At 63.1% G+C, this 23,664-nt stretch carries 23 protein-coding genes; 16 read left to right on the top strand and 7 right to left on the bottom strand.

Annotated elements, in window-relative coordinates; all coding sequences use genetic code 11:
- Positions 1-70 precede the first annotated feature (70 nt).
- The 3 genes from AC0L2P_RS21035 (at position 71) to rsmA (ending at position 2,955) form a co-directional block, all read left to right on the top strand.
- Complete coding sequence (locus tag AC0L2P_RS21035) at positions 71-997, top strand: peptidylprolyl isomerase (RefSeq protein ID WP_473503627.1); 927 nt, start codon at positions 71-73, stop codon at positions 995-997.
- A 13-nt stretch (positions 998-1,010) separates the two neighbouring features.
- A complete protein-coding gene (pdxA, locus tag AC0L2P_RS21030; protein ID WP_473503625.1) occupies positions 1,011-2,033 on the top strand; it encodes a 4-hydroxythreonine-4-phosphate dehydrogenase PdxA in 1,023 nt (340 codons plus the stop codon).
- Positions 2,034-2,115: 82 nt separating this feature from the next.
- Positions 2,116-2,955: a 16S rRNA (adenine(1518)-N(6)/adenine(1519)-N(6))-dimethyltransferase RsmA gene (gene rsmA / locus AC0L2P_RS21025; RefSeq protein ID WP_473503623.1), complete on the top strand. Its 840-nt coding sequence runs from the start codon at positions 2,116-2,118 to the stop codon at positions 2,953-2,955.
- A gap of 23 nt (positions 2,956-2,978) precedes the next feature.
- Here the strand turns inward: rsmA and gmk are convergent, their stop codons facing one another.
- From gmk to fabD, 7 genes are all read right to left on the bottom strand, one after another.
- Positions 2,979-3,635 carry a guanylate kinase gene (gmk, locus tag AC0L2P_RS21020; RefSeq protein ID WP_254820312.1) on the bottom strand — a complete coding sequence of 219 codons (657 nt, stop codon included), beginning with the start codon at positions 3,633-3,635 and terminating at the stop codon, positions 2,979-2,981.
- Positions 3,636-3,663: 28 nt separating this feature from the next.
- Positions 3,664-4,554, bottom strand: coding sequence for a YicC/YloC family endoribonuclease (locus AC0L2P_RS21015; RefSeq protein WP_473503621.1), 891 nt, complete (start codon positions 4,552-4,554; stop codon positions 3,664-3,666).
- Between the two features lie 137 nt (positions 4,555-4,691).
- Positions 4,692-5,912: an endolytic transglycosylase MltG gene (gene mltG, locus AC0L2P_RS21010; RefSeq protein WP_473503619.1), complete on the bottom strand. Its 1,221-nt coding sequence runs from the start codon at positions 5,910-5,912 to the stop codon at positions 4,692-4,694.
- A gap of 93 nt (positions 5,913-6,005) precedes the next feature.
- Complete coding sequence (gene fabF / locus AC0L2P_RS21005; RefSeq protein ID WP_473503617.1) at positions 6,006-7,268, bottom strand: beta-ketoacyl-ACP synthase II; 1,263 nt, start codon at positions 7,266-7,268, stop codon at positions 6,006-6,008.
- A 34-nt stretch (positions 7,269-7,302) separates the two neighbouring features.
- Positions 7,303-7,539 (bottom strand): acyl carrier protein, encoded by a 237-nt coding sequence (locus AC0L2P_RS21000; RefSeq protein ID WP_006203723.1) that lies wholly within the window; start codon positions 7,537-7,539, stop codon positions 7,303-7,305.
- A 187-nt stretch (positions 7,540-7,726) separates the two neighbouring features.
- Complete coding sequence (gene fabG / locus AC0L2P_RS20995) at positions 7,727-8,464, bottom strand: 3-oxoacyl-[acyl-carrier-protein] reductase (protein ID WP_473503615.1); 738 nt, start codon at positions 8,462-8,464, stop codon at positions 7,727-7,729.
- Between the two features lie 60 nt (positions 8,465-8,524).
- Positions 8,525-9,490: an ACP S-malonyltransferase gene (gene fabD, locus AC0L2P_RS20990; RefSeq protein ID WP_473503613.1), complete on the bottom strand. Its 966-nt coding sequence runs from the start codon at positions 9,488-9,490 to the stop codon at positions 8,525-8,527.
- Between the two features lie 247 nt (positions 9,491-9,737).
- On the opposite strand from fabD, the gene AC0L2P_RS20985 reads away from it, so the two are divergent.
- The 13 genes from AC0L2P_RS20985 to AC0L2P_RS20925 all read left to right on the top strand — a co-directional run bounded on the left by AC0L2P_RS20985 (position 9,738) and on the right by AC0L2P_RS20925 (position 23,619).
- Positions 9,738-11,666, top strand: a complete 1,929-nt coding sequence (locus AC0L2P_RS20985) for an LTA synthase family protein (protein WP_473503612.1) — start codon at positions 9,738-9,740, stop codon at positions 11,664-11,666.
- Positions 11,667-12,214: 548 nt separating this feature from the next.
- Positions 12,215-12,715: a 30S ribosomal protein S6 gene (gene rpsF / locus AC0L2P_RS20980; protein ID WP_292663863.1), complete on the top strand. Its 501-nt coding sequence runs from the start codon at positions 12,215-12,217 to the stop codon at positions 12,713-12,715.
- Complete coding sequence (gene rpsR / locus AC0L2P_RS20975; RefSeq protein WP_006203718.1) at positions 12,715-12,963, top strand: 30S ribosomal protein S18; 249 nt, start codon at positions 12,715-12,717, stop codon at positions 12,961-12,963. Before rpsF ends, rpsR begins: the two co-directional genes overlap by 1 nt.
- Positions 12,964-13,173: 210 nt before the next feature.
- Entirely contained in the window at positions 13,174-13,758 is a 585-nt protein-coding gene (rplI, locus tag AC0L2P_RS20970) for a 50S ribosomal protein L9 (protein WP_473503610.1), read from the top strand.
- Between the two features lie 153 nt (positions 13,759-13,911).
- Positions 13,912-15,201 carry a class I SAM-dependent methyltransferase gene (locus tag AC0L2P_RS20965; protein WP_473503608.1) on the top strand — a complete coding sequence of 430 codons (1,290 nt, stop codon included), beginning with the start codon at positions 13,912-13,914 and terminating at the stop codon, positions 15,199-15,201.
- Between the two features lie 81 nt (positions 15,202-15,282).
- Positions 15,283-15,606 carry a YnfA family protein gene (locus AC0L2P_RS20960; protein WP_473503606.1) on the top strand — a complete coding sequence of 108 codons (324 nt, stop codon included), beginning with the start codon at positions 15,283-15,285 and terminating at the stop codon, positions 15,604-15,606.
- Between the two features lie 3 nt (positions 15,607-15,609).
- On the top strand, positions 15,610-16,578 hold the full coding sequence (locus AC0L2P_RS20955) for a small ribosomal subunit Rsm22 family protein (RefSeq protein WP_473503604.1): 969 nt from the start codon (positions 15,610-15,612) through the stop codon (positions 16,576-16,578).
- Positions 16,579-16,784: 206 nt separating this feature from the next.
- Positions 16,785-18,275, top strand: a complete 1,491-nt coding sequence (locus tag AC0L2P_RS20950; protein WP_473503602.1) for a replicative DNA helicase — start codon at positions 16,785-16,787, stop codon at positions 18,273-18,275.
- Positions 18,276-18,298: 23 nt separating this feature from the next.
- Positions 18,299-18,895, top strand: a complete 597-nt coding sequence (locus AC0L2P_RS20945; RefSeq protein WP_473503600.1) for a hypothetical protein — start codon at positions 18,299-18,301, stop codon at positions 18,893-18,895.
- On the top strand, positions 18,895-20,313 hold the full coding sequence (gene radA / locus AC0L2P_RS20940) for a DNA repair protein RadA (protein ID WP_473503598.1): 1,419 nt from the start codon (positions 18,895-18,897) through the stop codon (positions 20,311-20,313). Before AC0L2P_RS20945 ends, radA begins: the two co-directional genes overlap by 1 nt.
- A gap of 47 nt (positions 20,314-20,360) precedes the next feature.
- Positions 20,361-21,029: a CvpA family protein gene (locus tag AC0L2P_RS20935; RefSeq protein WP_473503596.1), complete on the top strand. Its 669-nt coding sequence runs from the start codon at positions 20,361-20,363 to the stop codon at positions 21,027-21,029.
- Positions 21,030-21,142: 113 nt separating this feature from the next.
- The gene (gene purF / locus AC0L2P_RS20930; RefSeq protein WP_473503594.1) at positions 21,143-22,624 is read left to right on the top strand and encodes an amidophosphoribosyltransferase; all 1,482 of its coding nucleotides are present in this window, start codon (positions 21,143-21,145) and stop codon (positions 22,622-22,624) included.
- A gap of 248 nt (positions 22,625-22,872) precedes the next feature.
- On the top strand, positions 22,873-23,619 hold the full coding sequence (locus AC0L2P_RS20925; protein ID WP_473503592.1) for an SDR family NAD(P)-dependent oxidoreductase: 747 nt from the start codon (positions 22,873-22,875) through the stop codon (positions 23,617-23,619).
- Positions 23,620-23,664: the final 45 nt, after the last annotated feature.

Here is a 23,664-nt window from a genome sequence, read left to right as displayed (position 1 = left end):
GCCGCATAGAACAGGCACGAATTTTGACGGCCTGAACTGGGATAGTTGGCCGAATCGGGATGGAATTGGGATGCTTTCGATGAGGAAATACCTCTTTTCGGCAGGGTTCGCGCTGCTGGTGGCGTTCTCGACCACCGCGGTGACTCGGCCGGTTTTCGCCACCGAGATCAAATACGTCGTCAACAACATACCGATCACCACCGGCGACATCCAGCATCGGGCCGCTTTCCTGCGCCTGCAGCACAGAAAGGGCGATGCCGGCCAGGAAATGATCGACCAGACGCTGCGTCTGGCCGAAGCCCGGCGGCTCGGCATCCGCATCAGCGATGCGCAGGTCGATGCCGCTTATCAGCGTTTCGCTACGAACAACAAGATGCCGCTCAAGCAGCTTGACGGCGCGATGGCCCAATCCGGCGTCTCCAAGGAGCATTTCAAGGAGTTTATCCGGGCGCAGATGGCCTGGAACCAGGCGCTGACCGCGCGTTACCATTCCGGAGACGGCGGCGGCGCCGTGAGCGAGCAGGACCTCGTTAAGCGCATGCTCGAGAAAGGCGGCAGCAAACCGAGCGCCACCGAGTACATGCTGCAGCAGGTCATCTTCGTAGTGCCGGCCGCCGAGCGAAGCGCGACGCTGGCCAAGCGCAAACGCGAAGCCGACGCCATGCGCGCCCGCTTCAACGGCTGCAACACCACGCGCGAATTCGCCAAAGGCCTGATCGACGTCACCGTTCGCGATCTCGGCCGGGTGCTGGCCCCGCAATTGCCGCCAGACTGGGCCGAGCAGATAAAGGCTACAAAGGTCGGCGGCGCCACCACGACGCGCGAAACCGACCGCGGTGTCGAATTCATCGGCATCTGCTCGTCGCGCGAGGTGTCAGACGATAAAGCCGCGCAGATGGTATTCCAGAGTGAAAATTCGGACGACAAGAACGCCGACGAGCTCTCGAAGAAATACGTCGAGGAGTTGCGGAAGAAAGCCCGCATAATCGAGCGCTGAAGTCGCGATCGCCGTGCCTGACGCAGAAGAGCTTCCGCTGGCGTTGAGCGTCGGTGATCCGTCCGGCGTGGGGCCGGACATCGCCATCGCCGCCTGGCAGGCCCGCGATAGCGCTGGCGTTCGGTCTTTTTATCTCCTCGCCGATCCGGCACTGATTGCCGCGCGGGCGCACAGGCTCGGCGCCGATATCGCGATTGCCGAGACGACACCGGCGCTAGCGCCGGGGATGTTTTCGCGCGCGCTGCCGGTGGTGGCGCTTGCTGCCCGTTTCATCGACAGTCCTGGCCGCCCGGATCCAGCTAACGCCGCCGGCATCGTCGAGGCGATCGACCGCGCCGTCGCCGACTGCCTGGCTGGCCGCGCTGCGGCGGTCGTCACCTGCCCCATTGCCAAGAAGCCGCTCTACGATGCCGGCTTTCGCTTTCCCGGCCACACCGAATATCTGGCGCATCTGGCATCGCTTCACACCGGCACCGAAGTGACACCGGTAATGCTGCTTGCCGGCCCGGACCTGCGCACCGTGCCGGTCACTATCCACATCGCACTGGCCGAAGTGCCGAAGGCGCTGACGACGGACCTGATCGTCGCCACCGGCCGCATCACCGCCGCCGACCTTGCAAACCGCTTCGGAATTGCCAAGCCGCGGCTCGCCATTGCCGGCCTCAACCCGCATGCCGGCGAAGGCGGCGCGATGGGCACCGAAGACGAGCGGATCGTACGCCCGGCGATCGCGAGGCTGAGGCAGGAAGGGATCGACGCCTTCGGGCCATTGCCGGCCGACACGCTGTTTCATGCTCGCGCCCGCGCCGGCTACGACGTGGCGCTCTGCATGTATCACGACCAGGCGCTGATCCCGGCCAAGGCGCTGGCGTTTGACGAGGCGGTCAACGTCACGCTCGGCCTGCCCTTCGTCCGCACCTCGCCCGACCACGGCACCGCCTTCGACATCGCCGGCAAGGGCATCGCCCGTGCCGACAGCCTGATTGCGGCTCTCAAACTCGCTCGCCTGCTTGCCGATACCGGGAAAAGGCCGTAGGTCCCTGAGCCCAGTGAGCCCAATTCGATGCCTTAACCGGATGAGCCCAGCCCGATGAGCCCAGCCTGATGAGCCCAGCCTGATGAGCATAGACGGCCTGCCGCCGCTGCGTGAGGTGATCGAGCGCCATGGGCTGCAGGCGAAAAAAGCGCTCGGCCAGAATTTCCTGCTCGACCTTAACCTCACAAGCAAGATTGCGCGAACCGCCGGCGACCTGAGTGACGTTACGGTTATCGAGGTCGGTCCCGGTCCGGGCGGGCTGACCCGGGCCCTGCTCCTCAACGGCGCCCGGCGGGTCGTCGCGATCGAGCGCGACGAGCGCTGCCTGGCGGCCTTGACCGAGATCGCAAACCACTATCCCGGCCGGCTCGAGATAGTGGCCGGCGATGCACTGGAAACGGATTTCGCAGCGCTTGCCAAAGGAGCACCGGGAAGCGTCGGGTCGGCGAAAATCGTCGCCAACCTGCCTTACAATATCGGCACCGAATTGCTGATCCGCTGGCTGACCGTGACCGAGTGGCCGCCTTTCTATGCATCGATGACGCTGATGTTCCAGCGCGAGGTCGCCGAACGCATTGCAGCCAGCCCTGGCAGCGAGGCCTATGGCCGGCTCGGCGTGCTGGCGGGCTGGCGGACGGAGGCGAGGATTGCCTTCGACGTGCCGCCGCAGGCGTTCACGCCGCCACCCAAGGTGACGTCCTCGGTGGTGCATCTGGTGCCGCGCGCCAGCCCCTTGCCGGCAGAGGTGAAACGGCTCAGCCGCGTTACCGAAGCGGCGTTCGGCCAGCGCCGGAAAATGCTGCGGCAGAGCGTGAAAAGCCTCGGCGGCGAGGCGCTGCTCACCCGCGCAGGCATCGATCCGACCAGGCGTGCGGAGACGCTCAGCGTCGAGGAATTCGTGCGGCTGACGAATGCTGTGTGATGCCGGGACCCTTCTGCGTGGAATCAATCCGTCTTTTCGTCGAGCAGCCCCGAGACGAAATCGAACAGACCCGGCCGGCGATCGCGTCTGAGCCGTTCGGCCGTGACGATGCCGCGCACCTCGGCGAAAGCGCGGTCGAGATCGTCGTTGACGATGACGAAATCATATTCCTTCCAGTGCTCGATCTCGTTGCGGGCGTTCTTGAGCCGCGTCTCGATCACCGCTTCCTGGTCCTCGGCGCGGCGCTTCAGCCGCGCCTTCAGTTCCTTCATCGATGGCGGCAGGATGAAGATCGAGACGATGTCGGCGCGCATCTTCTCCTTGAGCTGCTGAGCGCCTTGCCAGTCGATGTCGAACAGCATGTCGCGGCCTTCGGCCAGCGCCTGTTCGGCCGGCTCGCGCGGCGTCGCGTAGCAATTGCCGTGCACCTCCGCCCATTCGAGGAGCGCATCGGAATCGCGCAGCCGCTCGAACTCGCGCATGGTGCGGAAGTGGTAATGGACGCCCTCGATCTCGCTGCCGCGGCGTGGCCGCGTGGTGACCGAGACCGACAATTCGAGACTGGAATCGCTCTCCAGCAGATTGCGCGCGATCGTCGATTTGCCGGCGCCTGACGGCGACGACAAGACCAGCATCAGGCCGCGGCGCCGAATGCGGGAACCTAAATCCCTAGCGGTCATGGGGCAGTCATGTGGCTTGGCATCGGGATCATTCCAGATTCTGGACCTGTTCGCGAAACTGGTCGACGACCGCCTTCAGGTCCAGCCCGATGGCGGTGATCGCGGCGGCATTCGACTTGGAACACAGCGTATTCGATTCGCGGTTGAATTCCTGTGCCAGGAAATCGAGCTTGCGGCCGATGGCACCACCGCCGGCGAGCAGCGCCCGGCCCGACATCACGTGTGTCTTCAGCCGGTCGATCTCCTCGCGTATGTCGGCCTTGGTGGCCAGGAACGCCGCTTCCATATGCAGCCGGCTGGCGTCCAGATTGGCGGACGCGTCCATCAACAGCCGGATCTGCTCGGCGAGCCTTTCGCGGATCGTGGCCGGTTCGCGTGATGGGTCGGCCTCGGCCCGCAGCGTCAGCGCCTCGATGGCGTCGATATGGCCGGACAGCAGGGAACGAAGTGCGGCACCTTCGCCCTGGCGCGCCTGCTGCAGCCCGTTCAGTGCTGGTTCCAGCGCCGACAGTATCGCGGTATCCAGCGCACTGCGCGCCTCTTCGGTTTCGATGGTTTCGGGAATGTCGAGCACGCCGCGCAGCGCAAGCAGCCCATCGGCCGCCGCAGGGGCTACTCCGAACTGCTCCTGCAGTCGCTTGGCCAACCCCGCCAGATCCTTCAGGAAAGCCTCGTTGACCACGGGTTGCGCTTGCGTGCCGACGGCGCGGCCAATGGTCAGCGTCATCTGGAAATTGCCGCGCGCAAAACGCTTTTGCACCGTCTGCCGGACGGCCGGCTCCAGCCGGTCGAAACCCTGCGGCAGCCGCAGCCTGACCTCGACGCTCTTGCCGTTGACGGACTTGGCTTCCCAGGCAATCGAAGTGCCGTCGTGTTCGGCGACACTGCGCGCAAAACCGGTCATGCTCTGCAAGTTCATGTAGCCGTGCGTCCTTTTGCCGAATGCCCCACAAGCCGGAGCGATTTCTCCGGCCAGGATCATGTGAATTTCAATGCCATAGCAGCCCTTGCACATCCACCCGGACATGCGCAGGGCCAACCTGATGGCGTCCGGCCCTACTGGGCGGCGGTGGCCCCCGCATCGTCAACGATGGCTCCCGCCGGCGTGTCGGCTCCGGTGTTGGTTGCCCCGGCCTTGTCCGCGTCCTGCGCCTGCTTTTTCAGCAGTGCCCGGTAGCGAGCGACGTTCTCGTTATGCTCATCGAGCGTCGCGGCAAAGACGTGGCCGCCGCTGCCATCGGCGACGAAGTAAAGATCGCTGGTCTTCGACGGATTGGCGACTGCCTCGAGCGCCGCCCGGCCGGGATTGGCGATCGGCGTCGGCGGCAAGCCGTTGATCAGATAGGTGTTGTAGGGCGTCGGCTTCTGGATATCCGACTGATAGATCGGGCGGTCGATAGGTTTGCCCCTGCCGCCGAACAGGCCGTAAATGATGGTCGGGTCCGACTGCAGCCGCATACCCTTGGCCAGCCGGTTGAGGAAGACGGCGGCTACGCGCGAGCGTTCATCGCCCTTGCGTGTCTCCTTCTCGACGATCGAGGCCAGGGTGACAAAATCCTCAACGTTGGCGATCGGCAGATCCGGCGCTCGGCGCTGCCAGACTTCGTCGACCAGCTTCTTCTGGTCGGCCAGAAGCTTGTCGACCATCTGCTGGCGTGTTGCGCCGCGGGTGAAGCGCAGCGTGTCGGTGGCGAGGCTGCCCTCAGGTGGAGTGGTCGACGGCATATCGCCGGTCAGCGCGTCCTGCTCGGCGATCCGTTGCAGCGCCTGCTCGACCGTCAGCCCCTCGGGGATAGTCAGCGAGTACATCACCGACTTGCCGCTCTTCAGCATTTCCATGATATCGTGCATCGACGCCTGCGGCTTGATCTCGTATTCGCCGGCCTTCAGGGCGGAATCATTGCCGAAGGCGCGCACGCCAAGGCGGAAAATGCGGGCGTCGCTGATCAGCCCTCGCCGCTCAAGCTGGTCGGCAATCTCCTGGACGCCGCTATTCGGCTTGACCAGGAAAGTGTCGCCATTGGCCGACGGGCCGGGCTCGTTGAACTCCTGCTTGCCGAAATACAGCGCAACGCCTGCCGCCAGCACCATCAGCATCACCGAAGAGATGACGAAGTTCATGAACACGACGAACTGGCTGCGCGAGGCACGCGAGCGCTTCGGCGGCGGCGTGCCGGCCTCAGGCCGTAATGCCTCGCTGGCCGTCTTCGGCACGATCGGGCCGGGCGTTGCTGCCCGTTGCCCGAATTCTCCGTTGTCGGCCGGATTTGTGTTCATAGCGCCCTACCAATTGATCTTGCGACGAATCCCCTCGGGCAGAGTAGGGGCGAATATGGCAAAATTGACGGCAGACGCAAACCGGCGGAGCGGTCAGCCATTGTAGCGCTGGAAGACGAGCGAGGCGTTGGTGCCACCGAAGCCGAAGGAGTTGGACAGCGCCACGTCGATCTGCCGGGCTCGCGGCGTATGCGGCACCAGGTCGATTGCCGTTTCGCGCTCCGGATTGTCGAGATTGATGGTCGGCGGCGCGATGTTGTCGCGAATGGCGAGGATCGAAAAGATCGCCTCGGCGGCACCAGCCGCGCCCAGCAGGTGGCCAATCGACGATTTGGTCGACGACATCGATATCTTCGAGGCGGCGTTGCCGACCAGCCGCTCGACGGCGCCGAGTTCGATCGTGTCGGCCATGGTCGAGGTGCCGTGCGCGTTGATGTAGTCGACATCGGCCGGCGTCAGCTTCGCCCGGTTCAGCGCCGCGGTCATGCAACGGAAAGCGCCGTCGCCGTCTTCGGCAGGCGCGGTGATGTGATAGGCGTCACCGGTCAGGCCGTAGCCGGTGACCTCGGCATAGATCTTGGCGCCGCGGGCCTTGGCGTGTTCGAGCTCCTCGAGCACGACAACACCGGCGCCCTCGCCCATGACAAAGCCGTCGCGATCGCGATCATAGGGGCGTGAGGCCGTTTGCGGCGCATCGTTGCGCTCGGTGGAGAGCGCGCGACAAGCGGCGAATCCGGCGATCGAAAGCCTCGTCACCGGCGCTTCGGCGCCCCCAGCGACCATAACGTCTGCATCGCCCCAGATGATTAGCCGGGCGGCATCGCCGATGGCGTGCGCACCGGTCGAGCAGGCCGTGACGACGGCATGGTTGGGGCCCTTCAGCCCATGCCGGATCGAGACCTGGCCGGAGACGAGATTGATGATCTGGCCGGGAATGAAGAACGGGCTGATGCGGCGCGGACCGCGTTCCTTGAGGATCATCGCATTCTCGGCGATGCCTTCGATACCGCCGATGCCCGAACCGATCAGCACGCCGGTAGCGCACTGTTCCTCATGCGTCTTCGGCTGCCAGCCGGAATCCTTGAGTGCCTCGTCGGCGGCCGCGATCCCATACAGGATGAAGTCGCCGACCTTGCGCAGTTCCTTCGGCTCGAGAACGGCTTCAGGATTGAAAGTGGCATTGGAGCCGTCACCGCGCGGAATGACGTGGGCGACCTTGCAGGCAAGATCTTCCACCTCGAATTCGGTGATGCGCTTGGCTGCGCTGCGGCCGGTCAGAAGCTCCTTCCAGCTGTGCTCGAAGCCCATGCCGAACGGCGAAAGCAGCCCAAGGCCCGTGACGACGACACGCCTCATCGCAGGTCCTCCCCGGTGATGACAGCAAATAGCGTCAGGCGGAGGCCTTGTCGATGTATTTCACCGCATCGCCAACAGTCAGGATGGTCTCGGCCGCGTCGTCGGGGATCTCGACGCCGAACTCTTCTTCGAACGCCATGACAAGTTCGACCGTGTCGAGGCTGTCCGCGCCCAGATCATCGATGAAGCTCGCCTGCTCCGTCACCTTGTCGGCATCGACGCCAAGGTGCTCGATGACAATCTTCTTGACGCGCTCTGCGGTGTCACTCATTTGGGCATCCTCGTCTTTTGGTTGTCTGTCTTCGTTAGCGGGCAGAATGCCGCTAATCAAGCTGAAAGATGGTCCTGCCGGAAACGCAGCGGAGCAGGACCGGTTTTTGCCCGAACCGCCGGGTTGCGGGCGGCATTACACGAAAAATCCCGTGCATCCAAGACGGAATGCAGCGTTTTCCCAGGTGTTAGATCATTGCCATGCCGCCGTTGACATGAATGGTCTGGCCGGTGACGTAGGCTGCCTCGTTGGAAGCTAGGTAAGCGACGGCAGAGGCGACTTCGGCGCCCGTGCCCATGCGCCGGGTCGGGATCGCCGCCATGATTGCCTCTTTCTGCTTGTCGTTGAGCTTGGCGGTCATCGCCGATTCGATGAAGCCCGGGGCGACGCAGTTGACGGTGATATTGCGGGTGGCGATCTCCTGCGCCAGCGATTTGGAAAAGCCGATCATACCGGCTTTGGAGGCACAGTAATTGGTCTGGCCGGGATTGCCGGTGACGCCGACGACTGAAGTGATGTTGATGATACGGCCATGCCGGCGCCGCATCATCGGATGGGTAAGCTCGCGGGTCAGCCGAAACACGGCGGTCAAGTTGACCTCGAGCACGGTATCCCAGTCGGCATCAGCCATGCGGACGAACAGCCCGTCCTTGGTAATGCCGGCATTGTTGACGAGGATGTCGACGCCTTCGAGGTCGGCTTCCGCCTTCTGGCCAAGCGCCTTGACGTCGTCGCGATTGGAAAGATTGGCCGGGAAAAGCTTGACCCGGTCACCCAGTTCGGCGGCCAGCGCCTCCAGTTTCTCGATACGTGTGCCGTGCAGGCCGACGATGGCGCCCTGGCCATGCAGCACGCGGGCGATCGCCTCGCCGATGCCTCCCGATGCGCCGGTGACGAGCGCCTTGCGGCCGGTCAATTCGAACATTCTTGCCTCCTGATCTGAGCGAACACCCTTCGCATGGAGCGGGGTCAAATCGCCAGTTGATTATGCAAGCGCCGCCAGCGCCGCCTCAACCTCCGCCGCCGATCCGATTGCACTGGTGGCAATGTCGCGGTTGATGCGGCGAGCCAGTCCCGACAGCACCTTGCCGGCGCCCACTTCGTAGAGCCTCGCAACGCCATTCGCGCCGAACCACTCCACCGTTTCGCGCCAGCGCACGCGCCCGACCACCTGTTCGACCAGGCGGCGGGCGATCTCGTCCGGATCGGTCGTCGGGGTCACCGTAACATTGGAGACCAGCGGCACGACCGGCGCACTCTTCGTCACGGCGGCCAGCGCCTCCCGCATGATCTCGGCCGCAGGCTTCATCAGCGCCGAATGGAAGGGCGCCGAGACCTGCAACATCAGCACCCGCTTGGCGCCCTTGTCCGTGCATAGTTTCGCCCCCAGTTCGACCGCCGGCTGGGCGCCGGAGATCACCAGCTGGCCGCCGCCATTATCATTGGCGATCTGGCAAACCAAGGCTTGTGCGAAATCTTTGGCCGCGCCTTGGGCGGCCTCTGCGCAAGCGGCCTCGACGTCGGCCTGTTCCAGCCCGATGATCGCCGCCATTGCACCCTCGCCGGCCGGCACAGCCGTCTGCATGGCATTGCCGCGGATGCGCAATAGCCGGGCGGCGTCGGTGACCGAAACGAAGCCGGCGGCCGCAAGTGCCGAATATTCGCCGAGCGAGTGGCCGGCGACATAGGTGACCTTGCCTTTCAGGGAGAAGCCGCGCGCCTCCAGCGCCCGGATTGCGGCAAGCGACACCGCCATCAGCGCCGGCTGGGCGTTGGCGGTCAGCGTCAGCCTCTCTTCCGGGCCTTCCCAGATCAGCTTCGATAGATCTTCGCCGAGCGCGTCGTCGACTTCCTCGAAGATCCGCCGCGATTCCACAAAGGCGTCGGCGAGGTCCTTGCCCATGCCGACAGCCTGGCTGCCCTGCCCCGGAAAGGTGAATGCGATGGCCATCGGCGGCTCCCAGCTGCTGGTTCTCGTTGCCTGTGACGCAAGGCATGCGGCCAAGTCAAGTCCAACCTTGGCCGCGCAATGTCGGCCGAGTGCCTGTTTCGGCAGGCTTTTTGGCGATCACTCATGATGAAAACCGCTCACGATTTGTTTGCTGGCTCTTCTTATTTCCGCCGCAGGCGCTAGGCTTTGCGTGACAGTTCGATGACAATCGAGTGACGCATTTGTTGCGGGCCGGGGAACTACCGAAGTGGCAAGAACCAGAAAAGGTGCAGTCGAGGCTGCGCCACAGTTTCTCGAAGGCGATCCGTCCACCGGCTATCTGCCAGGGCGCAAATGGCCTGTCATCCGCTATGGCCTTATCAGCTTGCTGGCCGCGGCCGTCCTGGTGTTTGCCATCGAACTGATCGTGCGCGGCAACTTTGCGGGCACCATCGATTTCTTTCTGCAGCCTTTCAAACCCGGCTGGACCACGATTATCATTTTTGCGCTGATCCTCATCGGCCTCGACGCCGTGCTCGGCCGCAGCCATCAGAGCCTGATGATCGTCGCACCGCTGACGTTGTCGCTGGCGTTCGTCGGCCACCAGAAGTCGCTCTATCTCGGCGATCCGCTCTATCCGACCGATTTCCTCTATTCCCGGCAGATCGTGGCACTGATGCCGCTCCTGGTCCGCGATCGCCCGGGAACCGCCATTGCCCTGGCAATCGGCATCGTCGGCGGGCTTTCGCTGCTCGTCTATGGCTGGCGGCTATGGCGCCGCCGTGTTCCGGCACTCAGCCACAAGGGCCGCCTTGCCCGGCTGACGCTGACGGTGCCGCTGATCGCCTTCTTCGTCTCCATTATGGACTATGCCACCTTCTCGTGGACGCGCGACCGGCTGCAGATCATCCCGATCATGTGGGACCAGAAGGAAAACTACGCCTCGAACGGTTTTGCGCTCGCCTTCGCGCTCAACGTTCCAATGGCCCATGTCTCGGCGCCGCCCGGCTATTCCGACAAGGCGATCGAAGCGATCGGCAAACCGCAGGTAACGGCCTCGGTACCTGCTGAGAAGCCCGACATCATTGTCGTCATGAGCGAATCCTTCTGGGATCCGACCAAGCTGCCCGGCGTCACCATCACACCCGACCCTATCCCCAATGTGCGGGCACTGCGCACGGGCTACATGTTCTCGCCCGAATTCGGCGGCATGACGGCCAACATCGAGTTCGAGGCACTGACCGGCTTTTCCAACGCCTTCCTGCCGGCGGGCAGCATTCCCTACCAACAATATGTGCGGACGCCGACCCCGTCGCTGGCGACCTTCCTGAAAAGTCAGGGCTACCGGGCGCGCGCCATCCATCCCGGCACCAACTGGTTCTGGAACCGGGGGGCCGTCTATGCCGATTTCGGCTTCAACGACTTCAAGTCCGAGGAGACGTTGCCGCCCATGCAAAAACGCGGACCACTCGCGTCGGACGCAGCGATGACCGACGAGATCATCCACGAGGCCGATACCAGCCCCGAGCCGGTCTTCTTTTTCGCCGTCAGCCTGCAGAACCACGGACCCTATGAGCCGTATCGCTATAACAATCCGACCCACAAAGTGCAGGCGCCGATCAGCCAATGGGCGCGTGAATCGCTATTGAGCTATGTCGAAGGCTCTGCCGATGCGGACCGTGGCCTCGAGCGGCTGGTCGAATGGGCAAAAAAACGTAGTCGACCGACGATCATCGCCTTCTTCGGCGACCATCTGCCACCACTTGGGCCGGTCTATGTCGAGACCGGTTTCCTGAAGGACAATGTGGCGCCGCGCAAGGAAGCGTCCGCCGAGGCTGCACTAGAACATCACGACACGCCGCTGATCATCTGGTCGAACCGCACCGGTCCGGCCGAGGATCTGGGTGCCGTCAGCCCGGCGTTCCTGCCCTACCATATCCTGAAGACAGCCGGCATCAGCCATCCCTATTACACCGGCTTCCTCGGCCAGTTGCGAGACCGTTACCGCGTCATCGACCGCAATTTGCTGCTGGCACCGGGGGGCGACGCCACCCCCGATTGGTCACGGCGGAAAGAGATCGATCCGGCAATCCGCGACTTCCGTCTGCTGCAATACGATATGATGTTCGGCAAGCGCCATGCGGCGCCCGATTTCTTCCCCGAAACCACAGGCAAAGTGGCTGCGCATACGAGCTGAGGCAGCTGACCTTGCAGCGTGATGTGTGAACTCCGATCGTGTCATCGAGAGACAGGAATTGTTGCATCTGATTGCCGACTGCGTGGGAGCTGTTCGAATTTTTTTGGCGTCACCTCGATCGTCTTGCGGATTATACGAACAGGATATCCGGTTTGTTTTGCGTGCGAAGTGCTGGAACATTGTTGGGTCCGGGCAGGAAGTCCGTAAGACCTTGCCAATGAGGCCCGCAGCGCTTGAAACGCATCAGCCGTTTGACCTGTCGGTAGCTAATCAAGTTGTCAGTCGAGCCGTCTGGCCTTGCTTTGCGGTCAAATTCCTGTATAGACGCCCGCAATCTGCCGGTCCTTGCTGGGGGCTGAACGGAGGGCCGGAGGTTCTTTCGAAACCTTCGCGTGAAGCCAGAAGCGCTTCCGCCTCCCGTGTCTCCGCTCTCGACCGTCTCGTCATGCTCCTTTCTTCCCCGCCTTCGCAAGGATTGCGGGTCAGAGAAGTTGCAGAGGCTTTTGCCGCCGGGAACCGGGAGAGAAACGAAGAAAGGCACGAAGACTATGGCTCTATACGAACATGTGTTTCTTGCCCGGCAGGACCTCTCGCAGCAGCAGGTCGATGCGCTTGTCGAACAGTACAAGGGCGTCATCACCGCGAATGGCGGGTCCGTCGGCCGGGTCGAGAACTGGGGACTGAAGTCCCTTACCTACCGGGTCAACAAGAACCGGAAGGCATATTATACACTCATGGACATCACTTGCCCGCCGGCCGCCCTCAATGAAATGGAACGCCAGATGGGCCTGTCCGAGGACGTACTGCGTTTCCTGACCATCAAGGTCGATGCGCATGAGGAAGGTCCATCGGCAATGATGCAGAAGCGCGAAGAGCGCTCGGAACGCGGCGGCTTCGGCGACCGCGACCGTGGCGATCGTGGTCCGCGCTCATTCGGCGACCGCGACCGCGGTGACCGTGGTGATCGTCCGCCGCGCAGCTTCGGCGATGGCGGTGCCGATCGTGGCCCGCGCCGTCCGCGCGAAGGCTTTGAAGGAGCGGCAGAATAATGGTCGATATAAATCAGATCCCAACCCGGCGCCCCTTCCACCGTCGCCGCAAGACCTGCCCGTTCTCCGGCGCCAACGCGCCGAAGATCGACTACAAGGACGTGCGGCTTCTGCAGCGCTACATTTCCGAGCGCGGCAAGATCGTGCCATCGCGCATCACCGCCGTCAGCCAGAAGAAGCAGCGCGAACTCGCCAAGGCGATCAAGCGCGCCCGCTTCCTCGGCCTGCTGCCTTACGTGGTCCGCTAAAATCTACGCGGGCGGTTCGCCGCCCGCTTTTCACCGGCCACGACGGGCGTAGCCGGATCGAACACAAATCCCGGGTTGGATTTCGACAAGAGATCCTAACTGCCGCGACAGGCAGGACAGCGACACAGGCGGCGACGCCCCAGCTTCCTGACCTGTTCCAGACAATTCGGCGCCGATCCTGAGGAGGCGCCCAAGCGAAGGAACAAAACCATGGAAGTCATTCTTCTCGAACGCGTTTCCCGCCTCGGCCAGATGGGCGACACCGTCAAGGTCAAGGACGGGTTCGCCCGCAATTTCCTCCTGCCGCAAGGCAAGGCGCTGCGCGCCAACGAAGCTAACAAGAAGAAGTTCGAGGGCCAGCGCGCCCAGCTCGAAGCCCGCAACCTCGAGCGCAAGTCAGAGGCCGCGCAGATTGCCGAAAAGCTCGACGGCAAAAGCTTCATCGCCGTGCGCTCGGCTGGCGAAACCGGTCAGCTCTATGGTTCGGTCTCGACGCGCGACATCGCCGAGCTTTTGACGGCTGAAGGTTTTTCGGTGAACCGCAACCAGATCCTTCTCAACCAGCCGATCAAGACCATCGGCGTCACCAATGTGGCGATCGCGCTGCACCCGGAAGTCGAGGTCACCATCACGCTCAACATTGCCCGCACGGCCGACGAAGCCGAGCGCCAGGCCAAGGGCGAAACGCTGACCACCGCAGAAGCCATTTACGGCGAGGACATCAACGATAATGCGCGGCCGGAAAACTTCTTCGATCCGAATGCGGAGTTCGAAGGCGGCGAAGACAACGGCTGATCGTCATTCGCCGGCATTCGCCGGTTAATCGCTATTCTGGACCAATGCCCGGGCCTCGTACCCGGGCATTTTTATGCCAAATGGAACTTTTCGAACCCCTATATCTTGATGCAGAATAAGACAGCATGTCTGGCCGAGAGGGGACAATTGGTCATGAATATTCTGCTGAAACGCGTTCTCGACCGCCTGGTCCGTACAGGCAATCTCAAGGTGACAGGGCCGCAAGGCTCGATGGTGACTTTCGGTGACGGCAGCGGCGAGCCGGTGCACATGCACATCAAGACAAGGCATGCCGAGCGCGCAATAACCTTCGATCCGATGCTGGCGGTGCCGGAAGCCTACATGGACGGTGAACTCGACATTCTTGAGGGCGGCGTGCTGGGGGTGATGCGCATTGCGTTCCAGAACATGGGCAGCGGCGGTATCGATGCCACGTGGTCGAAGGCGATCGAGGGTCTGCGCCACGCCTTCCGGCGCCTGCAGCAGATCAACACGGCGTCGCGGGCGCGCCGCAACGTGCAGCGCCATTACGATCTGTCGGGCGACCTCTACCGCCTCTTCCTCGATGAGGACATGCAATATTCCTGCGCCTACTTCGAGCAGCCGGATATGACGCTCGACGAGGCACAAGCGGCCAAGAAGCGCCATATCGCCGCCAAGCTCAGGCTGAAGGCGGGGCAGACGGTGCTTGATATCGGCTCCGGCTGGGGTGGACTTGGCCTCTATCTCGCAAAGGCGTTCGATGTCGACGTACAGGGCGTGACGCTGTCGACCGAGCAGCACGGCGTCGCTACCGACCGCGCCCATGCGCAAGGCCTGCAAAACCGGGTGCATTTCGACATCAAGGACTATCGCGAACTCAATGAGCGTTTCGACCGTATCGTCTCGGTCGGTATGTTCGAGCATGTCGGCGTCAATCATTTCCGCACCTTCTTCGACAAATCGGCGACGCTGCTGAAGCCGGAGGGCGTCATGCTGCTGCATACGATCGGCCGCTCCGGCGTGCCGTGGGCAACAAGCGCCTTCATCCGCAAATACATCTTCCCGGGCGGCTACATCCCGGCGCTCTCCGAGGTGATGCCGGCCATCGAAAAATCGGGGCTCGTCGTCACCGACATCGAGGTTCTGCGGCTGCATTATGCCGAGACACTGAAGCATTGGGGCGAGCGCTTCGCCGCCAACCGCGACAAGGCCAAGGCGATTTATGATGAGCGCTTCTGCCGTATGTGGGAGTTCTATCTTGCCGCCTCGGAAGCTGCCTTCCGCTGGCAGGATCTGGTGATCTTCCAGATCCAGATCGCCAAGAAGAATGACACGCTGCCGATGACGCGCGACTACATGGCCAGTTGCGAGAAGGCGCTGGAGATGCGCGATCTTGGACGTCGTGAAAAGGCTCCGGCGGCCAAGCCCACTCGCCGCCGCAAGGTGGCGGATCCGGAGTAGAAGGGAGGCGAGCGCGCTATTGCCGCTTGCCATTGCCGGCTGGCACGCTGAAAAGGGTCCCGTCAAAGCGGGACCTTTTTCATGACCTATCTCCTCTACGTCGCCGCCGCACTTGCCGAGATCGCTGGCTGTTTTTCGTTCTGGGCATGGTGGCGGCTGGAAAAATCGCCGCTGTGGTTGGCGCCCGGTCTCGTCTCGCTGGTGCTATTCGCGTGGCTGCTGGCGCTGGTCGACACCAGCGCGGCCGGCCGGGCCTACGCCGCCTATGGCGGCATCTACATTGCCGCCTCGCTGGCCTGGCTGTGGCTGGCGGAAGGCCTGCACCCCGATCGCTGGGATCTTGCCGGTGCCGCGATCTGCATCGTTGGCGCCTCGGTCATTCTGCTCTCACCTCGGGCTGCCTAAGCGATGGAACTGCCCGTCCCGCTTAGACAAGGCGTCGACCGCCTTCTCGAACAGGTGCCGTTGCCGATGCTCAAGCAAGCGGCCAAGACGCTGTCGGACCGCTACCGCGCAGAGTTGCGCGATGGTCGCCTGCACATGGCCGAAGACATGGCGGTGAAGGCCTATCTGGCAACGAGGCTGCCGGCGACCTATGCTGCCGTCCGCGCGAGCCTCGATGCGATAAGCGAGGCGCGGCCCGATTATGCTCCGAGAACCCTGCTCGATGTCGGCGCCGGCCCTGGCACGGTGCTTTGGGCCACAATCGATCTCTGGCCGGATCTCAAACAGGCGGTGCTGCTCGAGGCCGGCGCGGTGGTGCGAAGGGTCGGCGAAGCACTTGCCGCGGATGCGATCACGGCCGGGACCTCCTGGCGGACCGGCGATATCACCATCGACCTGGTCGATCTGGAGCCGGCCGAACTGGTGACTTCAGCCTATGTGCTGGATGAGATCGCGCCGGCATCGCTGGCAAAACTCGTCGACCGGCTCTGGCAACTGACCGCCGACACGCTGCTGGTTGTCGAGCCGGGCACGCCGGCCGGCTGGCAGCGCATCCTTGCCGTGCGGCGCCAGCTGATCGAGGCCGGGGCGCACGTGCTTGCGCCTTGCCCGCATGGGGCGCCCTGCCCGCTTGTTGCGCCCGACTGGTGCCATTTCGCCCGCCGCGTCGCACGCTCGCGCCTGCACCGTCTGGCCAAGGATGCCGAGGTGCCGTGGGAGGACGAGAAATTCATCTTTGTCGCGGCTTCCCGCCATCCGGCCGCTCCGCCTCGAGCGCGCGTGATCGCACCGCCGAAATCGGGCTCCGGCAAGGTCTTGCTGAAGCTTTGCCAACAGGATGGGAGTGCTGCCGAGCGGCTGTTCACCAAGCGCGACGGCGAGACGTTCAAGGCCGCGCGGCGACTGGACTGGGGTGATGCCTTGCCGGAATGACCGGCAGCTATTTTCCTGTTTTGTTCTCGCCTGAGAACGGCTAGGCTCGCCATCTTGATTCGAGTCAATCGAGATTCTTTCCACCGAAAGATCATGGCTGTGAATCGCGGGCATCAAAGTTGGTTGGTTGGAGACTGATGCAGATAAGTCATCACCGACTTGTCTCGTTCTGATATCGAGAGACGGGGATCAGGATCGGGGACATCATGGCAGAGGCAGCACGAAAATTCGGCGTGGCGGAAACACCGCTCTATCGCGAGGCGCCGAATAACATCGAGGCCGAGCAGGCGCTGCTCGGCGCCATACTGGTCAACAACGATGCCTTCTACCGCGTCTCCGACTTCCTGAAGCCCGGCCATTTCTACGAGCCGCTGCATAGAAAGATCTTCGAGGTCGCGGCCGAGCTCATCCGCATGGGCAAGATCGCGACGCCAATCACGCTGAAGACCTTCCTGCCGGCCGACGAGAAGGTCGGCGACATGACGGTGGCGCAATATGTCGTGCGGCTGGCAGTCGAGGCCGTAACGGTCGTCAACGCCACCGACTATGGCCGCGCCATCTACGATCTGGCGACGCGCCGCGCGCTGATCACCGTCGGCGAGGACATGGTCAACATCGCCTATGACGCGCCGGTCGACATGTCGCCCTCCGACCAGATCGAGGATGCCGAGCGGCGCCTGTTCGAGCTGGCCGAAACGGGCCGCTACGACGGCGGCTTCGAGAGCTTCACCGACGCCGTCAAGACCGCCGTCGACATGGCCAATGCCGCTTATATGCGCGACGGGCATTTGTCTGGCGTTGCTACCGGCCTGCGCGACCTCGACCGCCGCATGGGCGGCCTGCAGTCGTCCGACCTGATCATCATTGCGGGGCGCCCCGGCATGGGCAAGACCTCGCTCGCCACCAATATCGCCTTCAACATCGCGGAGGCCTATATCCCGGCACAGCAGGCCGACGGCTCGTTCAAGGCGGCCAATGGCGGCGTCGTCGGCTTCTTTTCGCTCGAAATGTCATCCGAACAGCTCGCCACCCGCATCATCTCCGAACAGACCGAAATCCCGTCGTCGAAAATCCGCCGCGGCGAGATCAGCGAGATGGATTTCGAAAAGCTCGTCGCCTGCTCGCAGACCATGCAGAAAATCCCGCTGTTCATTGACCAGACCGGCGGCATTTCCATCGCCCAGCTGTCGGCCCGCGCACGTCGCCTGAAGCGCCAGCGCGGCCTCGACGTCATCGTCATCGACTATATCCAGCTGATGCAGGGATCGAGCGCGAAATCGTCGCAAAACCGCGTCCAGGAAATCACCGAGATCACCACCGGGCTCAAGGCGCTGGCCAAAGAGCTGGCGGTGCCGATCATCGCGCTGTCGCAGCTGTCGCGCCAGGTCGAAAGCCGCGACGACAAGCGCCCCCAACTTTCGGATCTGCGCGAATCGGGCTCCATCGAACAGGACGCCGACGTGGTGCTGTTCGTCTACCGCGAGGAATATTATCTGAAGAACCGCGAGCCGAAGCCGGGCACCGACGAATACATCAAATGGGAGCACGAGATGAACGAAATGCGCGGCAAGGCCGAGGTCATCGTCGCCAAGCAGCGTCACGGCCCGACGGGATCGGTCAGCCTCGCCTTCCAAGGCGAATTCACCCGCTTCTCGGATCTCGCCGAGGAACATCATTTGCCCGATCGGTTCGAGTGACCTCTTGATTTCGGAGCAACCGGTTGGAGTTTAGCGACATCTATCGGAGGATGAAATTTGAAGGGTACGAAATCTCTGAGGACGAACGCACCCAAGTCACCGACTATTTGAAATCGAGGGATTGGGTTTCTCGCCCAGAAACACACGCGGCGATACTGGTGTTTTGTTATTCTAGCGATTCGACGCCCGAAAACGTTAAATTGGTGAGGAAATTCCTTGCCGAAGATACTGATGATTATGCCCGCAGTGCGGCAGTGGACGGCCTCTATCGAATTTGGCGTTTGGGAACAGCTTCCGCTCTGCTGAGCTTTTTGGCTCTCTGGTCGGTGGACTCTCGGCATGACACCTCAGTGGCTGCGATCGGGTGCGCTTTTCATTTGATGCATCAGCGGAATGATCGCCTCCTTTCGACGGGACTTATGAGCTTCCTAGAGACGCTGCACGAAGAGGTCAGGCGAGAGAATGAATTTGCGGTCAATTTGTTCATTTATGCATGTTGGTCGGCACAGGACCGTTGGGCCCAGAGGAACGGACAGCGCCGCACTTATTTCGATACGATCGAAGAGGCTTTGCCGGTTTATTGGGATCGCTCCAAATACCTATTGGAATCAATAAACTGATGGCCAAATCCCGTATCCAGTTCATCTGCCAGAATTGCGGTTCGGTGCATCAGCGCTGGGCAGGCAAATGCGATGCCTGCGGCGAGTGGAACACGCTGGTCGAGGAAGGCACGTCAGGTGGTATCGGCTCCGGCCCGGCCAACACGCGCAACGCCCGCAAGGGCCGCGCGGTGGTGCTGACCAGCCTCTCCGGCGACATCGAGGACGCGCCGCGCATCGTCTCCGGCATTGGCGAGCTCGACCGCGCCACCGGCGGCGGCTTCGTGCGCGGCTCGGCGCTGCTGGTCGGTGGCGATCCCGGCATCGGCAAGTCGACGCTGCTCACCCAGGCCGCCGCCGCACTGGCGGCAAAGGGCCACCGCATCGTCTACGTTTCTGGCGAAGAGGCGGTGGCCCAGATCAGGCTGCGCGCCCAGCGGCTTGGCGTCGCTGGCACCCCGGTCGAGCTCGCCGCCGAGACCAATGTCGAGGACATCCTCGCCACCATCGCCGATGGCAAGCGACCGGATCTGGTCATTCTCGATTCGATCCAGACGCTGTGGACCGACATGGCAGATTCGGCGCCAGGCACGGTGACCCAGGTGCGTGCCGCCGCACAAGCGATGATCCGCTACGCAAAATCCACAGGGGCGGCGATCGTTCTGGTCGGCCACGTCACCAAGGAAGGCCAGATCGCCGGACCGCGCGTCGTCGAGCACATGGTTGACGCGGTGCTCTATTTCGAGGGCGAAGGCGGCCACCACTACCGCATCCTGCGCACGGTCAAGAACCGCTTCGGGCCAACCGATGAGATCGGCGTCTTCGAAATGTCGGACAAGGGCTTGCGGGAAGTCGCCAACCCGTCCGAGCTTTTCCTCGGCGAACGGCATGCGAAGTCGCCGGGTGCCGCGGTTTTCGCCGGCATGGAAGGCACACGGCCGGTGCTGGTCGAGATTCAGGCGCTGGTGGCGCCGTCGACGCTCGGCACACCGCGCCGCGCGGTCGTCGGCTGGGACGGTGCCCGGCTGTCGATGATCCTGGCGGTTCTGGAAGCCCATTGCGGCGTCCGCTTCGGCACGCACGACGTCTATCTCAACGTTGCCGGCGGCTACCGAATTTCGGAGCCGGCGGCCGACCTGGCGGTGGCGGCGGCACTGGTTTCCTCGCTCACCGGTCTTGCCCTTCCCGCCGATTGCGTCTATTTCGGCGAAATCAGCCTTTCGGGTGCAGTGAGGCCGGTTGCGCACGCGCAGCAGCGCCTCAAGGAAGCCGAAAAGCTGGGTTTCGGAAGCGCGGTTCTGCCCTTGGGCAGCGAGGAACTTGTTGGTGGTAATGGAGCCGGGGGGATCGGAACCGGCGCTTTCCAACCCACCGAGCTGGCCGATCTCGTGGCGCGCATAGCCGGCTCACGGCGCAGCCGCGCCAACGAGCAAGAGTGATGCGGCTCGTCGAGTCGTGAAAAAGAGATCGGAGTGGGGGCGAAAACATGCCGATTACGCTGCTTGACGGAATTCTCGTCGGCTTCACCCTGGTCTCGGCGATGCTTGCCATGGTTCGCGGCTTTTCGCGCGAGGTTCTGTCGATCATCTCCTGGGCGGCCGCTGCAGCGGCGGCCTTCTTCTTCTACAAGCCGGTGCTGCCTTACATTCAGCCCTATATCGACAACGAAAAGGCCGCCATGGCGGCGGCCGCCGGTATCGTCTTTATTGTCGCGCTGATCGTCGTTTCCGTCATCACCATGAAGCTCGCCGACTGGATCATCGATTCCAGGATCGGCGCGCTCGATCGTACACTTGGCTTCCTCTACGGCGCGGCGCGTGGCATCCTGGTCGTCGCTGTCGCGCTGCTGTTCTTCAATTGGCTGGCCGGCGCCAAGGCTCCAGGCTGGGTTGCCAACGCCAAGTCAAGGCCGCTGCTTGAATCGATCGGTGCCAAGCTGGAAAGCCTGCTGCCCGAGGATCCGGAAAACGCCATCCTCAACAAGCTCAACCCGAATCAGCCGGCCACCGAGACGCCTCTAGCCCCCGACGCGCCTGCAGTGGAAGCCCCTGCCGCCGGCGACGACGCCACCGCTCCGGCACCCGACGACAGCGACGCGCCGCCGGCCGACAATGCGCCCGCGACGCCGCCGGCCAATCCCGCGCCGGCAAACTGATTCGGCAAACCAGCGGGCATCAAGACTGACCATCATGTGAATGTCGCACGACGTGCGTTGCTTTCGATGCGCTATGACCTTATATGGCGACTTTAGCGGAGCTTGAGCCCCCAATGGCAGCCTCAGTGGCAGACGCAGACGACGTGCTTTCCGCCGAAGCCGACGACCATTTCCACGACGAATGCGGCGTGTTCGGCATTTTCGGCCGGCAGGACGCCGCAGCCATTGTAACGCTTGGCCTGCATGCGTTGCAGCATCGAGGCCAGGAAGCGGCCGGCATCGTTTCTTATGACGGCACCCAATTCCATGTCGAACGCCATGTCGGCCTGATCGGCGACACTTTCACCAAGCAGCGCGTCATCGACAGCCTGCAAGGTAATCGCGCCATCGGCCACACGCGCTATGCCACCACCGGCGGCTCCGGCATGCGCAACATCCAGCCTTTCTTCGCCGAACTTGCCGATGGCGGCTTTGCCGTCGCCCACAACGGCAATCTCACCAACGCCATGACCGTGCAGCGCGCGCTGCAGAAGCAAGGCGCCATCTTCTCTTCCACCTCCGACACCGAGACGCTCTTGCATCTCGTTGCCACCAGCAAGGAGCGCGACCTGAATTCGCGCTTTATCGACGCGGTGCGCCAGGTCGAAGGCGCCTTCTCGCTGGTGGCCATGACCTCGAAGAAGATGATCGGCTGCCGCGACCCGCTCGGCATCCGCCCGCTGGTGCTCGGCGATCTCGACGGTGCCTGGATCCTCGCCTCGGAGACCTGCGCGCTCGATATTATCGGCGCGCGTTTCGTGCGCGACCTGAAGCCCGGCGAAATGGTCGTCGTCACCAGCAAGGGCATCGAAAGCCTGTTCCCGTTCGAGCCGCAAAAGACCCGCTTCTGCATTTTCGAATATGTCTACTTCGCCCGGCCGGATTCTTCGGTCGAAGGCCGCAACGTCTACGAAGTGCGCAAGCGCATTGGCGCCGAGCTGGCGCTGGAGAGCCCGGTCGAGGCCGACATCGTCGTGCCTGTGCCCGATTCGGGCACGCCGGCTGCGATCGGCTTTTCGCAGGCCGCGGGCATTCCGTTCGAACTCGGCATCATCCGCAACCATTATGTCGGCCGTACCTTTATCCAGCCCGGCGATTCGATCCGCCACATGGGAGTCAAGCTCAAGCACAACGCCAATCGCCGCATGATCGAAGGCAAGCGCGTGGTGCTGGTGGACGATTCGATCGTGCGAGGCACCACCAGCCAGAAGATCGTGCAGATGGTGCGCGATGCCGGCGCCAAGGAAGTGCATATGCGCATCGCTTCACCGCCGACGCGCGCCTCCTGCTTTTACGGCGTCGACACGCCGGAAAAATCGAAGCTGCTGGCGTCGCGCATGTCGGTGGAAGAGATGGCCGAGTTCATCCGCGTCGATTCGCTCGGCTTCCTGTCGATCGACGGGCTCTATCGCGCCGTCGGCGAGGCCGGCCGAGACAATGAGCAGCCGCAATTCTGCGACGCCTGCTTTACCGGGCAATATCCGACCCGGCTTGCCGATTTCGAAGGCTCCGACAATGTGCGCACGCTGTCGCTGTTAGCGGCGGGCGGGTCCTAGGATCACACTGCTATCGTGAATGTCGCCGGTCTAAAAACGTCTTCGGGGTCGCTTTGTGGCGCCCCCCTCTGTCCTGCCGGACATCTCCCCCACAAGGGGGGAGATCGGCGTTCATTTCCACTTTCGCCAATCTCCAACCTTGCGGGTCGATCGCCGCCGGCGCGGCAGCCCAATCTCCCCCCTTGTGGGGGAGATGTCCGGCAGGACAGAGGGGGGCGACGTAGACCGCCACACTTCGGAGTTCCCCGGTGAATCCTCCCCTCGACCTCTCCGGCCGCGTTGCGGTCGTCACCGGCGCCTCGCGCGGTATCGGCTATTTCATCGCCAGGGAGCTTGCCGCCGCCGGTGCGCATGTGATTGCGGTTGCCCGCACCGTCGGCGGGCTGGAAGAGCTCGACGACCAGATCAAAGCAGGCGGCGGACAAGCGACGCTGGTACCGCTCGATCTTGCCGACATGGCGGGGATCGACCGGCTGGGCGGCGCCATCCACGAGCGCTGGGGCAAGCTCGACATACTGGTCGCCAACGCCGCGGTGCTCGGCGTGATTTCGCCGATCGGCCATGTCGAGGCCAAGACTTTCGAGAAGGTGATGACCATCAACGTCACCGCAACATGGCGGCTGATCCGCTCGGTCGACCCGCTGCTCAGGCTTTCCGATGCCGGCCGCGTCATCGTGCTGTCTTCCAGCGCCGCCCATACGGCACGCGCCTTCTGGGCGCCCTATGCGGCGTCGAAAGCTGCGGTCGAAGCCATGATGCGTTCCTGGGCGCATGAGACCGAAAACCTGCCGCTCAGGGTCAACGCCGCCGATCCCGGGGCGACGCGCACCGCTATGCGGGCGCAGGCCGTACCCGGCGAGGATCCTGAAACGCTGCCGCACCCTTCGGAGATCGCCAAGCGTGTCGTGCCGCTGGCCAGCCCTACACTCAAGGAGACGGGGCTGATCTTCCAGGCCAAGCACAACCGCTTTGTCGCCTACCGGCAGCCGGAGTAAGCGGCCCGACATCACGCGGCTGTGATGCCGTGGCTTAACGCCGCG

The sequence above is a fragment of the Mesorhizobium sp. WSM4836 genome, assembly GCF_055811815.1.
This window is presented reverse-complemented; position numbering and strand designations above follow the sequence as displayed.

Bases quoted from the DNA above. Each gene is read 5' to 3' on its own strand.
- AC0L2P_RS21000 (WP_006203723.1), bottom strand. From the start codon at position 7,539: ATGAGTGACACCGCAGAGCGCGTCAAGAAGATTGTCATCGAGCACCTT.
- AC0L2P_RS20955 (WP_473503604.1), top strand. From the start codon at position 15,610: ATGGAACTGCCCGTCCCGCTTAGACAAGGCGTCGACCGCCTTCTCGAA.
- AC0L2P_RS21035 (WP_473503627.1), top strand. From the start codon at position 71: ATGCTTTCGATGAGGAAATACCTCTTTTCGGCAGGGTTCGCGCTGCTG.
- rplI (WP_473503610.1), top strand. From the start codon at position 13,174: ATGGAAGTCATTCTTCTCGAACGCGTTTCCCGCCTCGGCCAGATGGGC.
- gmk (WP_254820312.1), bottom strand. From the start codon at position 3,635: ATGACCGCTAGGGATTTAGGTTCCCGCATTCGGCGCCGCGGCCTGATG.
- rpsF (WP_292663863.1), top strand. From the start codon at position 12,215: ATGGCTCTATACGAACATGTGTTTCTTGCCCGGCAGGACCTCTCGCAG.
- AC0L2P_RS20950 (WP_473503602.1), top strand. From the start codon at position 16,785: ATGGCAGAGGCAGCACGAAAATTCGGCGTGGCGGAAACACCGCTCTAT.
- fabG (WP_473503615.1), bottom strand. From the start codon at position 8,464: ATGTTCGAATTGACCGGCCGCAAGGCGCTCGTCACCGGCGCATCGGGA.
- fabF (WP_473503617.1), bottom strand. From the start codon at position 7,268: ATGAGGCGTGTCGTCGTCACGGGCCTTGGGCTGCTTTCGCCGTTCGGC.
- AC0L2P_RS20935 (WP_473503596.1), top strand. From the start codon at position 20,361: ATGCCGATTACGCTGCTTGACGGAATTCTCGTCGGCTTCACCCTGGTC.
- rpsR (WP_006203718.1), top strand. From the start codon at position 12,715: ATGGTCGATATAAATCAGATCCCAACCCGGCGCCCCTTCCACCGTCGC.
- radA (WP_473503598.1), top strand. From the start codon at position 18,895: ATGGCCAAATCCCGTATCCAGTTCATCTGCCAGAATTGCGGTTCGGTG.
- AC0L2P_RS20960 (WP_473503606.1), top strand. From the start codon at position 15,283: ATGACCTATCTCCTCTACGTCGCCGCCGCACTTGCCGAGATCGCTGGC.
- purF (WP_473503594.1), top strand. From the start codon at position 21,143: ATGGCAGCCTCAGTGGCAGACGCAGACGACGTGCTTTCCGCCGAAGCC.
- fabD (WP_473503613.1), bottom strand. From the start codon at position 9,490: ATGGCCATCGCATTCACCTTTCCGGGGCAGGGCAGCCAGGCTGTCGGC.
- mltG (WP_473503619.1), bottom strand. From the start codon at position 5,912: ATGAACACAAATCCGGCCGACAACGGAGAATTCGGGCAACGGGCAGCA.
- AC0L2P_RS20965 (WP_473503608.1), top strand. From the start codon at position 13,912: ATGAATATTCTGCTGAAACGCGTTCTCGACCGCCTGGTCCGTACAGGC.
- AC0L2P_RS21015 (WP_473503621.1), bottom strand. From the start codon at position 4,554: ATGAACTTGCAGAGCATGACCGGTTTTGCGCGCAGTGTCGCCGAACAC.
- rsmA (WP_473503623.1), top strand. From the start codon at position 2,116: ATGAGCATAGACGGCCTGCCGCCGCTGCGTGAGGTGATCGAGCGCCAT.